This is a genomic window from Halobacteriovorax sp. YZS-3-1 (genome assembly GCF_047084945.1).
Taxonomy (GTDB): domain Bacteria; phylum Bdellovibrionota; class Bacteriovoracia; order Bacteriovoracales; family Bacteriovoracaceae; genus Halobacteriovorax_A; species Halobacteriovorax_A vibrionivorans.
The window spans coordinates 47426-62087 of record NZ_JBKIYI010000002.1 but is presented as its reverse complement, the minus strand read 5'-3'; the positions used below and the strand labels follow the sequence as shown (position 1 = coordinate 62087).

Annotated in this window: 14 protein-coding genes; 11 read left to right on the top strand and 3 right to left on the bottom strand. The window is 35.3% G+C overall.

What is annotated here, in order from left to right; all coding sequences use genetic code 11:
* Window positions 1-29: 29 nt before the first annotated feature.
* From ACMAZI_RS10200 to ACMAZI_RS10180, 5 genes are all read left to right on the top strand, one after another.
* Window positions 30-1196 (top strand): hypothetical protein, encoded by a 1167-nt coding sequence (locus ACMAZI_RS10200; protein ID WP_412474043.1) that lies wholly within the window; start codon window positions 30-32, stop codon window positions 1194-1196.
* A gap of 63 nt (window positions 1197-1259) precedes the next feature.
* Window positions 1260-2900, top strand: coding sequence for a hypothetical protein (locus ACMAZI_RS10195; protein ID WP_412474042.1), 1641 nt, complete (start codon window positions 1260-1262; stop codon window positions 2898-2900).
* 28 nt (window positions 2901-2928) lie between these two features.
* The gene (locus ACMAZI_RS10190) at window positions 2929-3450 is read left to right on the top strand and encodes a hypothetical protein (protein ID WP_412474041.1); all 522 of its coding nucleotides are present in this window, start codon (window positions 2929-2931) and stop codon (window positions 3448-3450) included.
* Between the two features lie 51 nt (window positions 3451-3501).
* A complete protein-coding gene (locus tag ACMAZI_RS10185; RefSeq protein ID WP_412474040.1) occupies window positions 3502-6144 on the top strand; it encodes a hypothetical protein in 2643 nt (880 codons plus the stop codon).
* Entirely contained in the window at window positions 6126-6617 is a 492-nt protein-coding gene (locus ACMAZI_RS10180; protein WP_412474039.1) for a hypothetical protein, read from the top strand. Before ACMAZI_RS10185 ends, ACMAZI_RS10180 begins: the two co-directional genes overlap by 19 nt.
* A gap of 2 nt (window positions 6618-6619) precedes the next feature.
* On the opposite strand, the gene polA is transcribed toward ACMAZI_RS10180, so the two are convergent.
* Complete coding sequence (gene polA, locus ACMAZI_RS10175) at window positions 6620-9286, bottom strand: DNA polymerase I (RefSeq protein ID WP_412474038.1); 2667 nt, start codon at window positions 9284-9286, stop codon at window positions 6620-6622.
* A gap of 72 nt (window positions 9287-9358) precedes the next feature.
* On the opposite strand from polA, the gene ACMAZI_RS10170 reads away from it, so the two are divergent.
* On the top strand, window positions 9359-9826 hold the full coding sequence (locus tag ACMAZI_RS10170; RefSeq protein ID WP_115362172.1) for a GAF domain-containing protein: 468 nt from the start codon (window positions 9359-9361) through the stop codon (window positions 9824-9826).
* Here the strand turns inward: ACMAZI_RS10170 and ACMAZI_RS10165 are convergent.
* On the bottom strand, window positions 9823-10320 hold the full coding sequence (locus ACMAZI_RS10165) for an RDD family protein (RefSeq protein WP_115362174.1): 498 nt from the start codon (window positions 10318-10320) through the stop codon (window positions 9823-9825). The two genes, ACMAZI_RS10170 and ACMAZI_RS10165, sit on opposite strands and share 4 nt — an antisense overlap.
* A gap of 183 nt (window positions 10321-10503) precedes the next feature.
* Here ACMAZI_RS10165 and trxA point away from each other — a divergent pair, with 183 nt between their 5' ends.
* The 5 genes from trxA to ACMAZI_RS10140 all read left to right on the top strand — a co-directional run bounded on the left by trxA (window position 10504) and on the right by ACMAZI_RS10140 (window position 13319).
* Entirely contained in the window at window positions 10504-10842 is a 339-nt protein-coding gene (trxA, locus tag ACMAZI_RS10160) for a thioredoxin (protein WP_330220808.1), read from the top strand.
* Between the two features lie 64 nt (window positions 10843-10906).
* Complete coding sequence (gmhA, locus tag ACMAZI_RS10155) at window positions 10907-11488, top strand: D-sedoheptulose 7-phosphate isomerase (RefSeq protein ID WP_115362178.1); 582 nt, start codon at window positions 10907-10909, stop codon at window positions 11486-11488.
* A 110-nt stretch (window positions 11489-11598) separates the two neighbouring features.
* A complete protein-coding gene (locus ACMAZI_RS10150; RefSeq protein ID WP_115362180.1) occupies window positions 11599-12252 on the top strand; it encodes a MotA/TolQ/ExbB proton channel family protein in 654 nt (217 codons plus the stop codon).
* A gap of 14 nt (window positions 12253-12266) precedes the next feature.
* Window positions 12267-12794 (top strand): ExbD/TolR family protein, encoded by a 528-nt coding sequence (locus tag ACMAZI_RS10145; protein WP_115362182.1) that lies wholly within the window; start codon window positions 12267-12269, stop codon window positions 12792-12794.
* Between the two features lie 15 nt (window positions 12795-12809).
* A complete protein-coding gene (locus ACMAZI_RS10140) occupies window positions 12810-13319 on the top strand; it encodes a biopolymer transporter ExbD (protein WP_115362184.1) in 510 nt (169 codons plus the stop codon).
* 58 nt (window positions 13320-13377) lie between these two features.
* On the opposite strand, the gene ACMAZI_RS10135 is transcribed toward ACMAZI_RS10140, so the two are convergent.
* On the bottom strand, window positions 13378-14661 hold the full coding sequence (locus ACMAZI_RS10135; RefSeq protein ID WP_412474037.1) for a hypothetical protein: 1284 nt from the start codon (window positions 14659-14661) through the stop codon (window positions 13378-13380).
* Window position 14662 lies beyond the last annotated feature (1 nt).

The window sequence follows — 14662 nt, the reverse complement described above, 5'->3', positions numbered from 1 at the left end:
CTAACAACCTAACTAAAAAGGAGAGGGTAATGAAGAAACTTCTACTAGCATCCGCTATGTTTCTAACAACATTCTCGTCGCAAGCGGCGCGAGTACAATTCGATTTTGATGTACTATCATCTGGTGCATCGATTTATCCATGTAATGCTGGTTTAAAGCACAAGCCTCAAAGAGGAAAGATTTGCTACAATCCAGAAACGTTTCAATCTTGTAATCCAGATGGCAATGGTGTAGCTGGTCAGCCAACTAGTGGTCAAAATGGTGGCGGCTTTCCATTCCCAGGCGGTGGAGCAACTGGTGGTCAATTCCCAGGTAATGGCCCATTCCCAGGACAAGGTAACGGACCAGGTCTATTGGCAGATATTGGCTTACAAGAAACTCCTCCACCATCGAATAACTGTGATCCACAAACTGGTGTAGGCTGTGACTGTGTATGTACAGGAGATATGGATGGGGATTACGACAATACTCTTGATGTAATGAAAGCTACGTATACAGCATGGAGAGACCATGGCGACCCAACTTTTGGAATCGATAGAGACCTAGAGGTAATCGCTGGAACTCATAGTTACAATGAATTAGAAGATGAGTATTTTACTGGAAACAAATTTGCAGCAAGACTTAAAGAACTTTCGTTCAATCTAGGTTCAGAAAAGTATGGTTCTAAATACTTTGTTGATATTTGTTTCAGAGCGACTCAAATTGATTACTTAACTGAAAATCAAGATGAATCATTTAACATCAATGTTGATGAAATTGTTAAGTATGCAGATAACAATCAACAAGAGTCTCTAACTCCATTCTACAAAGCAGAAAGAAAAGTTACAGCAACTGACTTAGCAGGTTCTCCTACTATTGATCTAAACTGGGACTTAAACAATGGACCAATCGTATGGTCAGCACACAGCTACCAGTCACTTGCAAATCTACATGTTAAAACAGTTCTATACTGTAAAGACAAAAATGGTGGAAGTATTTTCGTAGATGGGCCATCAGCTTCTCTTGCTAATAATTCAACTGTTAACTTTCCAGATCTACAAGGTCCAGCAGACCTTAGAGGATGTGTGGTTCGTTATGTTTTCAAAGAAAAAAGCGGACATTCTCCTAACATGATTGATCGAGTCAGAAGATGGAAAATGCATGGTGCAAATATTTGTACTGACACAGCAATTACAAGTCTAAATGGCGGATTATAAGAAATAGTTTATTGGGTGAAGTCTAGGCTTCACCCTTTTTTATCAATTTGTGAGGGGGGGAATATGAAAGGAATACTTCTTATATTAGTAACTTTAATTAGCTTTAGAAGCTATGCATGCGTAAATATTAATGCTCCAGAAGCTATTAATGTTTCTCTTTCATTAATTGATAAAAAAGCGATGATTTTTGATGAAGAAGGTATTTTTCAAGATGAAATGCCCTCTCTTCTAGCATCCTCATGTCAAAAGGCTGCAAGCCAAAAAAAGTTCATGATGTTTGCAATTGGTATAGAGAATTTTATATTATCTGATGAGTTTTTATCTTTCAGTATAAATGACACTCTAACGTTTGGCTCCAAAGATCAGTGTAGAATTGAGAATGTCGAAAAAATCAATGGACTAAAAAAAGAAGATCGAAATAAAAGACTTCAAAGAAGAAGATATCTTATTAATCATTGTGTAAGCTTTGATGTAGAAGATAAATCAAAAACAGGATTGGAGCTTCCAGAGGAAGGCCAACCAGGCTGTAAACTAAATCGCATTGATAAAAACAGGGCTAACTTCTTTGGGTTTTTCTGCTTTTTTAAACCAAAGCCAGATTCTCAATTTAAAATTACTCCAAAAGTAGCTCAAAAATGCCTTGAAAAAGAATTCTACGATGAGAATAAATTTGCACTACAAGATATCATGGGAACACTTGAACTTTATGCCGCAGGAGATGCCACGGGAAGGTCTGCAAAACTTGAGTTTTTGGAAGATATAAAATTTAGATTTACTCAAAACCCAGATCCTATAGTACCAACAAATAAATCTCGTTACGAGGATATTCCGAAGTGGCCAACACAATGGAAAATAAAAAATACAACAGTAGGAAAAATAAATATAAACAAAATATCGGATGAACTTATAACAATTAAAGCTCCGATTTTGGTCAACAATCAATGTGAAGAATCCAAATGTTTGAATGGAGTTTGCACTTCTTCATGTGATTACAGCCAACCAGTTGCAAGTGAATATGCTCTTTTTGATATCACAAACCCAAAAAAGAAAGAGTATATAAAGTCATGGTTTGATGGTGGTATAGCTCCAGCAGATTGGATCGGAATGATAAGTGGTTTAGGAATATCTCTTAACAAAAACTCTCTTGAAAAAAACCGACGCTATCGTCTTGAAGTCGATATGAACGATATCGAGTATAATTATATGATGTTTAAGGGACAAATTGAAAGTCGCCTGCTCTTAAATCCTAATACAATTCCTAACATTGCACGAGAGGGGCAAACTATTGGTTCAATCAATCCAATTGGAGAAATTCAGCGCTATAATAGCTTACCTAGCTTTCCTGTTTTCGACACAATTAGGTTTACCGGTGAAAACCATGTAGGAGTTAAAAACTCCGTTAACTCAATAAGTAGAGTCTTTAAAAATACAGTATGGCCACCATACTTCACAGACTACTGTGAAAATGGGCAATGTATTCTTAAAAAAGATCATCGTTTATTATTTGCACTAGAGTTTAATATAGATATCGACAAGAACGATAAATATATTATTGAAAATGTTTCATATAAAAAAATATCTAATCATAACAATCAAACAACAATACAGAACTTTAAAGGACCATATTTCACGTGTGAACCTCCTGGATCAGACCAAGATGACGATGGATGGGATGATGATGACTTTGGGGATATTGATTTCTAAAAAAGACTTACTAAAAGAGGAGAATGAAATGAAAAAGTTATTACTAGTATTAATGATTATGACTACTTCAGTATTTGCAAATGATGTCGATGACATGTTTGGGGGAGGTGAAGACCAATTTGAATTCGAAAAATTTTCAAATGAAGAGATATTACTAAAAATTGAAGAAGACATTAAAGTCTCTTGCCGAAAAGGTCTTTGTACTTTATTTGCTTCTGAAAATAAATTTGGAGGATTTGAAGTAGGATTTAATATCGGAGAGGGTATGAACCAGCAAGCTGGTAGTGGTGTGAATATCTACACAGGAGGATACGGTGGACAAATCAATGGTGAATACTGGGGAGTTAACGTTAGATACTACAATGGGAAATGTACTCAGCGCATCAAAGTACCTAAGTCTGTTTATATTGCTATTAATCGCTACATGTATGGCCTACTTGATACAGATGGCAATACTCGCCGCGGTTTCACTCCTGCCGATGAAGCAATGATCCTTTTCTATACGACAATCATTGGAAAATCAGGAAATTGTGGCAAGAGCAATCAATAATTAACTTTTTCTTTAATTGTTAAGAAAAACTCAAAATTATAAAACCTCTCTATGAAGAGAGGTTTTATAATTGCTTTTATTTTTTGGGTCTCACTAAGTACTCTTGCTGGTACGAAGTGGAATGAGTGGAAAAACTTAGATCTTAATGATCTAGATGTGGAATTAAGTAAGGTTCAGTTAAGAAATCGTGCTTCATGTGCCATTGATTCCAAAAAGCCAACACGATCCATGTTTATTTTTCTAAACAATACGATTGCAGCAAAAGCGGCATATCGTCTGGCTAATAGGACAGGACAAGATAGAGCAACAATTACCAAAGAACTTATACGAGACTTTCGAAATAAAACAACGAGACTAACACAAGAGATTCATGAGAAATTACTTTCCGGCCAGCTTCCACTCCTCCCACATCTTGATAGTGAAAATAATATTCCTGTTAAGTACCGAACAATGCTTAAAGAATGTTATGGAAAGTTACAATGTCCGCAACTTAATTATTATATTGAAAATATTTGGACTTCTTCCCATCGATTAAAGCATCGTCTTTATGACAGTTTTGAGGATAGCAACTACTTCAACTCTAAGTACATTAAAGATAGTAATACGTACAAATGTTTAAAAGTAAAAAAATTTGGCCCATTACAGGCAAATCTCTTTGGACAAAAGCCAAGTATCCAAGACCTGAATAGGATTGCAAAACAACTTAGCGACATAGGTGAAACAGTAGACGAATGTCGCATGGATGGAATTGATACACTTGAGAACTTACAAGTAGCTGGTTATCAATTTGATATTAAAAATATAAAAGAGCGTTATTGGGATAAAAAAGTTGGCTTTGATTACTGGAATTCGATGAAACTCTACTTTGCATGGGCAATGAAGAATCTGAAAGTCGAAAACACAAAATATGAAAATATAATTCGCAATTCAAACACTCAAGATTATATTCTGTTTTCTCCTAATGGATGTCGTAGTGATATCATGCCTACTTGTAATAATAAGAGACTTGCAGAGAATTCATTCCGCGAGTTTTCTCGTAGAAACTTTGAAAAAGAAGCGCTTGAACTCGATATTCTATCCCCTATTTCAGAAGGCGTTCAAAATGATTTATTAAAAGATCCATTTGCTAATGTTAATAAAGATATCTTAGACCTTGGCTCTTACGATGATGCAGATGCCTGGATTCAACATATATTCAAAAACCAAACACAGACTAAGAATTATGTAAAAAACAAGCTAATTGATGCCTTAACATTTTATACCCTAGTAAGAAAAAGGCTCGATCCAAAAGAAGTTAGAGATCAATTAGATTTTTACTTTCGAAATCTTGATGGAAATATTATTAAAAATGACCTCTACTATCTTTGTGCAGAGGCATCTGTTATATCTGATGATATATTCAGTTTTACGAAAAAGCATATTGAAGGACTTAAAGGAACTGAGTTAATTGATAATCTCGACATTCTCTTTACAGACTCTCCCTACAATAAAATCATTGATTACTACAAAGAACTAATGGATGAGACGAGATCATATTGTAAAGGTCTTAAGCAAAAAGAGATTTGGGATGAAAGTTTTGAAATAGAATATGAAGGTTTTCATCAATGGTATATTGACAAAACTCGTGCTGATCAGTCATTTGAAACCTTTCCAGACAAGCATTATGAAAGTGACGCTCTTTCACAAGACTTCATCATCTACAAAAATGGTGACATTATTTGTCGATCAATTAGTCACTGTTTAAGAAAATCAATCATCAGTATCATTGAAACATCTCGTGCTACTTACTATGGTGACTTATTTTGGAAATCAAAATTCTCACAGCCATCTTCAGACCTCTTCAATCCCTATGCTGAAAGGGTTGCTTGTAAAGTCTACGACCCTTACTTTAAAACAAAACAAGTTATGACTCGATTTGTATCCGATATTGGCCAAGGACTCATGAGCTGGTTTACTCCAGGTGTACTTTACACACGTGTAAGTCTAACTCCTGGTTACGTTACTTCATTTAATAAAATGATCGAAGATGGACAAATTGAATTTAATAAAGAATATGAAAAATCTAAGGTTAATGTAGAATTGATTACTGAATTTGGTCCTCTAATTGGTGTACCATGTGCAGTATCAATTACAGGAAGTAATAAAAGCCCTACAAATCTATATCACTTTCGAGGAATATCAGTGGGTGCATGTGTTGACCGCCAAGGTGGTGATATTATCGCCAACAGTGGTTCCGATATTAGTGATAAACAAACAGATGGTGTCGCGGCATGTGCTGCATGTAGAATTAACTTTGAAGGTATTTCAAATACACTAACTTACTTCAACTCTAAACTTGGTCCATTTTTCTATATCGCTCGGGCACTATACAGCCTCTATCAGGGACTCACTGATTTTGATAATATTCCAAGAAGATGGGAACTTGACCTGAACAAATTAAAAACGACATACCAACGCTATGGCGAGATTCCAAAAAGCTGCCGTTCAACTCTTTTAAATGGTCGAAATTGTCTTAAAGATAAAGAAGAACTCGCAGCTGTCGAACTCATACAAAGGAATGAATTAACAATCCTAGCATCTAAAAAGATTATAAACGGATATAAGTTTAAGGTTCAAGAATGTAACAATGAACTTACCGTCATGATTGATAAACATTTCACAAGGCTATTTTCAAAATGCAAAAGAAAGCATTAATACTTCTATTCATGCTTCTTACAATCTCAAATGCTTTTGCAATAAAGCTTGATATTGTTTGGACAGAAAATTTTGAAAAAGAAATACATCTTGAATGTAGGGAGCCGGGGTGTCTTGATGGTTCGAGTCGAGGTATCATTTTCGAATCAATATGCGATGAATGTTTTTCTGACTCTATTAATGCAACTTTCATCTTTAATGACATCACAACGTATCTACATCGTGGTGAACTTATAAGCACAGATGAATTTATTAATTATTTATTTGAAGAGGAATACATAACTATCCAATACGATACTCCATACGATGTTGTATCAAGTAGATCTAAAGAAATCAAAAAGCTCCTATTTCAAAACTTATGTCCAAATGAATATGATGCTATTATTTTCTTTGAAAGAGGCTATGGAAATATGTTTTCCTCCCCACAATTAATTTACTGTGGAGAGGAAGTTTACTCGGCTTTATTATTTTAGAGTTATTTTAAGTCGTACCAGTTAACACCAAGAGAAGGCTCAACTTTTAATGGTACTTTAAGCTTAACAACGTTTTCCATTCCCTCTTTTACTAATGTCTTCATTTCATTTAATTCGTTTTCAGGTACATCAAATATAAGCTCATCGTGTACTTGAAGAAGCATTTTCGATTTTAATCCACGCTTTTGAATTTCTTCATGGATATTAATCATTGCACACTTAATTATGTCAGCAGCAGTACCTTGAATTGGTGAGTTAATCGCCATTCTTTCAGCATTTGCTTTTACCGTACGATTATTAGAGTGAATGTCTGGTAAAAAACGCTTTCTACCATACATTGTAATCGAATACCCTGTCTTTTCTGCATCTTCCTTAAGCCCATCTAAGAAGCCCTTAATTTTAGAAAATCTTTCAAAGTATTTTTCAATATAGGCCTTAGCATCTTTTCTTGAAATCTTAAGTGCTGAGGCCAATCCAAAAGATGATTGTCCATACATTAGACCGAAGTTTACGGCCTTGGCCTTCGATCTTTCATCCGAAGTTACATCTTCTAAAGCAATATCATTAATTTCACTTGCTGTTTGTGCGTGAATATCTTTGTCCTCATTAAATGCCTTTATCATTGTTGGGTCTTCACTGTAATGAGCAAGAATTCTTAGTTCAACTTGAGAATAGTCGGCAGCTAGTAGCATATTTCCAGGTGTTGCGATAAATGCCTTTCTTACAAGTCTTCCTGTTTCTGAACGAATAGGAATATTTTGAAGATTCGGATTCACACTAGATAATCTTCCAGTTTGGGCAACATGCTGATTAAAACTTGTATGCACCTTTCCAGTCTTCTCATTAACGATTTCAGGAAGAGCCTTAACGTATGTTGATAAGATCTTACCTAGTTCACGATATTGTAAAATCAAGCCTGGTACTTCATTTATATTCTTCGCTGCAAGTTCTTCTAAAACCGAAGAGTCTGTTGAGTAGCCAGTTTTTGTTTTCTTTACAACAGGAAATGATAATTCGTTAAATAGAAACTCTCCTACTTGTTTTGGAGAATTTAAATTAATCGTGTCATTTACAGAGAATGAATCAACTTTCTTTTGAATAACTGAAAGCTTCTCCTCTAAGTCTTTCGCCATATCATAAAGGAATTCTTTATTTAGACACACTCCCTCGAACTCCATCTCTGCAAGAATAGGAATTAGCTTATTATCAATATCTTCATAAACAGAAACAAGCTCTTTTTCTTTAAGCTCTTCTTTTAAAAGATTTGCTAGTCTAAATATAGCAATTGAGCGAAGGCCACTATAAGTAGATCTTTCTTCAATTGTTTCAAGAGAAGTTATATATGGATTCTTCTTATCAAGCGTTGTGACATTAACATTTACATTAGTGCAAATAGCCTCAATATTATGCCTCATACTTGGACTTACATTATAATGGGCTTGAACGATATCGAAATTCTTTGCCTTAAATGAAACCTTATGCCTGAATAAATGCGAATAATCCCTCTTTGAATGTTCACTATAAACTTCTTTTGAGTCATCACTATAAATTAACTCTAAGTATTCTTTTTCATTCTTTTGGTCAACTTCGAGAAAGTACGACTTGTTATCATCAAATGAAAGGTTTAAGGCCACGAGATTACGAGCATGAATATCTGAACTATCAAACTCAGTCTGCACTGCAAGTTTCTTGCTCTCTTTAATTAACTTTTTAAACTCATCTTCTTTAATATCTTTTCCAACAATTAGATGTTCGAAAGGAGATGCGACTTCACCTTCTTCACCTTCACCATCAGCAATAGAAAGCTGATACTTTAGATCCTCCATTCTTTTAATCATGGAATTCATTCCAAGCTCTTTTAAGAATGCAAGTAACTCATCTGTAGGATAGAACTTTAATTCGGAATCTTCTGACTTACATTTTAAATCGATATCTGTAACAATCTTAATTAAATCACGTGATAATTTTGCATCATCAACATATTCAGTAAAGGCAGTTGTTAATTTTTTACCTTTAAACGTATCTGAAATCTCAAAGCACTTATCTAATGTATCGTGTTCTGCCAGAAGCTTTGCCGCTCCCTTTGCTCCGATCCCACGCATACCAGGGATATTATCTGATGTATCTCCAACCATTGATAAGTAATCTACAATTTGGTCAGGGCGAACACCCATCTTTTCAAAGACGCCTTTTTCATCGTAGGTAACATCTTTCATCGTATCCAGCATCTTAATATTGCCACCTACAAATTGCATTAAATCCTTATCACCTGAGGCTATAAGAATTTCATCAAAATCATCCTTCCACTGAGTCACAGATGAGCCGATAATATCATCAGCTTCATAATTTTCATCTGCAACATTTAGAAGTCCCATTTTATCAATTAACTCTTTAATAAGAGAAAATTGAGGAACTAAATCCTCTGGTGGTTCTGAGCGATTGGCCTTGTACTCTTCATACATTTCATTACGAAATGATCCTCCCGATGTATCTCGAGCTAAGAGCATATGAGTCGGCCTATAATTGGCCATAATTTTAAGAAGCATTGAAAGAACACCATACGTTGCATTAACAGGTGTACCATTTGGTGCCGTCATTGGACGGATTGCGAAAAACGCACGGAATATAAAGTTACTGACGTCGACGACGATTAATCTTTTCTTTGACATATAATCTCCAATTTATGCTATAAATCTAGCCAATTATGTTGAATCTGTTAATGATTAATATAGGACCAAGTTATGGACAATGCACAAAAACAAGAGCTGTATAATAATGTAAAAAGAGATATCTTTGCGATTTGCGAAGGTGAATCGAATACAATTGCAAAAATGGCCACAATCTCTTGTGTATTAAAGCAGGCTTTTCCACACTTTTATTGGTGTGGGTTCTATAATGTTGATAACTCAAAAGAATCTGAACTCGTTGTTGGCCCTTATCAAGGAACTCTTGGCTGTTTACGTATTCCATTTGGTAAAGGAGTGTGCGGAACAGCTGCTCAATCTTTAGAAACACAAATTGTTGAAGATGTTTATGCAATTGAAAATCACATCACTTGTGATCCTAAGAGCCAGTCTGAAATTGTTGTGCCTGTTTTAGAAAATGGAAAGCTAATCTCAGTGTTAGATATTGATAGTGATGTGAAAGCAAGTTTCAATGATATAGATAAAGAAAACCTCGAAGAGATAATTAACAGAGTATTTAATTAGGTTGGAGTTCCTTGATCTTCAAACCAATTCGCCTGTCTCTTTTTAATAGCGAGCATCGTGTCATCATTGGCCATAACTGTAGTATCGGCCATAACATCACCTAATCTGTGACCTGAATCTAGTTTATATAAAAGATATAATTCAATTCCGACCATTGGAATACCAATTATCACGGCCATAAACCAACCCAGAACTGGAATAATGGCAAAAATAAGTGGAATAATAAAAGGCAGATTACGAACAAAGCTCTGCTTCAATGAACAAGGTGTTCCATCAACAAGAGAGATAACGCGAAAGCCAATAAACTTCTTTCCTACCGATTGACCATTTTGGATCGCATCTGCAAATGTTAAATAAACAATGGAAAAAAGAATACCGATTGGATAGAGAAATAGCGACAACACAAGAACAATAAATAGGTCTATTGCCTTTGCTAATATCCTTGAAAAACGTGCAACCTTTATGGCCGACTTCAATAAGTACTTTCTATCCATAATAAATATCTTATCCTATGAATTTTATTAGAAAACAAGGCATTTTTTGCACCACGTTCAAATAAGGAATATTAAGTAAAGAAATACTTTAACTTCTCTATAGACCAATAGATGATCACTAATAGCCAAAAATAATATTTTAAGTTATAAATGTAGACTGAAAGAAAGAAGAGCAAAAAAGCTCTGGAGGATAATTATATGAGTACTGTTGGTAAAACTGACGTAGCAAATTTTGAATCTGATGTATTAAAGAACGCAAAGCCAGTTCTAGTTGATTTTTGGGCAGAATGGTGTGGACCTTGTAAAACTCTAGGGCCAGTTCTAGACGAAGTTGCATCAGAAATTGGTGAAGGTGCAAGCATCGTTAAAGTTAACGTTGATGATAATGGTGAGCTTGCTCAACAATATGGAATCCGTGGGATCCCAACAATGATTTTCTTCAAAGATGGACAAGCAACAAAGACACTTGTTGGTGTTCAGACGAAAGAAGAAATTAAAAAGTCTTTAGAAGAATTAATGTAATATAAAGCCTCTATCAAAGAGGCTTTTCTTTTATCTTTATCAAGGATCGAAAAGGTATCTAATAATGAATGATTTTATTTCTCACGCTTTTAATCACGCTCAAGAAACATTAACAAAGTTTATTGCTAACGAAGATAATTTCAAAGTTATGCAAGATGCAATTGATGAAATGGTTTCAGCTATTAAAAATAATGGCCGAGTAATAAGCTGTGGAAATGGTGGTTCAATGTGCGATGCCATGCACTTTGCAGAAGAGCTGACTGGACGCTTTCGTAAAGATCGTCCCGCGATGCCAGCAATGGCGGTAGCAGATCCTTCACACATTACTTGTGTTGCAAACGATTACGGATTTGAGTATATCTTTTCAAAATATGTTGAAGCACATGGACACAAGGGTGATGTTCTTCTTGCAATTTCAACTTCTGGAAATTCTCCAAATTGTCTTGAAGCAGTTAAATCGGCTCACGCAAAGGGAATGAAAGTTGTTGGCCTACTTGGAAAAGGTGGCGGAAAGATGAAAGACCTTGTGGACTTCCCTCTTGTGATTGAAGCTGATCTTTCTGATCGAATTCAAGAAATGCACATTAAAATTATTCATACGTTTATTGAAGGTATTGAAAGGCAAGTTTTCCCAGAAAACTACTAAGCAATTCAAACAAAACCGGCACAAACTTCCAAGTCTTTAAAATCAAGTATTTGACGCGATTATGAGTTAAAATAATCTTAAGTTAGTACACAATTTTAAGGAGCTATATAATGGAAGGCACTGCTGTATCATCCGTAAACACAATCGCTGCTTTTTTTCAAAACGGCGGACTTTTCATGTGGATCATTCTATTCATCTGGGCCGTAGGTCTGGCAATTGGATTAGAGAGATTCTTTAAATTAAGTTTTAAATTTGATGTTGATGGAGCTTCTTTTATGAATGAACTTCGTCGCTACATCATGGCAAATGATGTTGAAGGTGCTTCACGTGTTTGCTCTGGATCGAATGCGGCCCTACCAAAAGTTCTAAGAAGTGGACTTGAAAGAGCGTCAGCAAAACCAGAACAAATTCAAAATGCAATTGATGCTACTGCACTTGAAGTTATCCCTAAGGTTGAACTTAGACTTAACTATCTTCAGTTAATTGCGAATATCTCAACTCTATTTGGACTACTGGGAACAATTCAAGGTCTAATCGCTTCATTCGCAGCTGTTGCTGCAGCTGATCCTACACAAAAAGCAGAACTACTTGCTAAAGGGATCTCACAAGCGATGAATACGACTTTCCTAGGTCTACTTGTTGCCATCACAATTATGATCATTCACTCTTTTCTAAGTTCAAAGTCTGAAAAGATCATTAATGAAATCGATGAATATTCTGTAAAGCTAATGGATATCCTAAGCACAGAAGAAAGTAAGCAGTAAGAAAGAAATTAATTATGTATAGAAAACCGAGTCGAAAATATAAGAATAAGAAAGTTGAGAGGCTGAATCTAATTCCAATTTTAGATTCGGTCTTCATCTTTATCTTCTTCCTTCTTATGTCTGCTAACTTTGTTAGAATCTATGAGATTGGCTCTGATGTTCCAATTATCTCAAACAGCCAACCTCCAAAAACAGATAAGAAGAGACTTGATCTTACTTTAAAGATCAATCAAAGCAATATTAGCCTCCACTCTGGACCTAATGAAAGACGAATCTTCAGCGCAGGTAAAACCGCCAGCGGAGAATATGATCTTTTCAAACTTCGTCAAAAGCTCATCGAATTAAAGAAAAGCTATGTTGATGAAAAAGAAGTCATCTTTATCCCTAATGCAAATATTACTTATGAAGAACTCATTAAGATTATGGATGCAGTACGCGATCTAAAGAAAACAGATCCAGAGATCTGGACGAAGAGAAATGGCGAAGACACAAAAGTCACTGAGTTATTTAATAATATTATCTTTGGTGACACGCAGTCTTAAGACAATAGGTAAAGTATGAGAAAACGTTCGATAAGAAATAGAGGAATAAGAAGAAAGAAGGAACCACTTGATATTGATATCACTTCCCTTCTTGATATCCTTGTTATCTTACTTGTATTCCTAATTAGAAGTTACGATACAACTGGTGTAATTTTAAATATTCCAAAAGATATTACAATTCCTCACTCAGTTTCTAAATCAATTAACGAGCAAGGAGTTGTTGTACAAGTTTCACCTAAGGTCATTTGGGTTGATGACAAAGAAGTTCACAACACTGAAACTTACAAGGGACGTCTCTACTCTCAAGGCGGAAGATTAATTCTTCCTCTCTACAACGAGTTAGTGGCCAAAAAGAAAGAAATTGATGATATTGCAAAGACGACACCTAATGCGAAGAATTTCTCTGGTATAGTTAATCTCGTAATTGATAAGTCTTTGAAGTACAACTATATCAAAAAACTCATGCATACTGCTGCTGAGGCAGGGTTTCAAAAGTATAAATTCGTTGTCCTTGGACAAGAATAGAATAAAAAAAGGCTCCGTAAGGAGCCTTTTTATTTTCATTAATACTATTTTGATAAATCTAAAAGAAACGAGTTAGGGTAACACCTAATTCATCATCTCCATCTAGGATATAGAGACCACGACGATCACTTTCTGCATCATCTCCAATTGTAACTCCTCTAAAGTTAACCTTGGCCTTCCATGCATTATTTAGGCGTCTCTCATAGCTTAAGTAATACAAAGCTTCACCGTTTCTTTCAAGGTCAATATACAGCCCAAGTGTAAACTCATTTGAATAAGCATCATTTAAAGCAAAACGATGACCGATGAAGAGATCATTTTGAAAAATCTGGGCCTGGCCTCTCTTCTCTTTTCCAACTCCTAGAACATATTGATATTCAGTATAAAAACTAGAACTCCAATTATTAGCGTAGTTATGAGTATATTCATGACCTATAGAAGCTAATTGATAATCAAAAACTTCTCTCGTTCCACCTGTATAATCGAGAATAGCAACTGAGTCATCTGCATTAAAATCAGAGTAGAGGTATTCAAATTTAAAAGTTTGCTCACCCCAAAAAAATGTTGCGGCAGCTCCAATATCTAAAACATCAACATAGAATGCTTCAAGCGTTGTCGGTGTTGATGGTCTAGCGCCAAAAATAGGTCTCGTTCGATCAATATGATCCATGGCAAATACAGTTAGATCGAGATCTCCAAACTGATGAGCGTAATAAACTGCGAATTGATTATACTGATCTTCTTCGTCACTACTTTTAACTTCATTTCCTGAAACGACATTCTGCCTTACCGGCTCTAGCCCATCAAAAATTCTCATTAATGGATCAGGATAAAAGCCTTCCGTAAAATATGGCATATAGATGAACTTCATCGTACCGATACTTGTATAATGACTGGCAACAATGGATTTCTCACCAAGCTTTTCAAATCGCTCAATATTTCCATCATTTATGCGCGAGTTAAGAACATCAACAACATGATATGCCTCTAAGCGAGACCACATGAACATGTGATAACCAGCAGAGAATTGCCAATTACCAAGACTGCGTACAATATTTAACTCATTAAAGTCCACATAACTATTTTCTTGATATTTTTCATCGGCACGAGCAACTAGAGAAAGATTGTATTCCCACCCTTTCCAATCATCACGTTCCTCAAGACTTAACTTAACAAACTTCAAATCAGTGGGCTGTTTCTCATTTCCCAATAAAACATCAGTATACTTCTTTTGAGTATAGTAACGATAATTTAACGATATCTCTCCCCTGCCATCTGCATATGCAGTTTCAGATACTAGAGAGAGGGCCCCAATAATTACTGTAAAAAATATATTCTTCAAT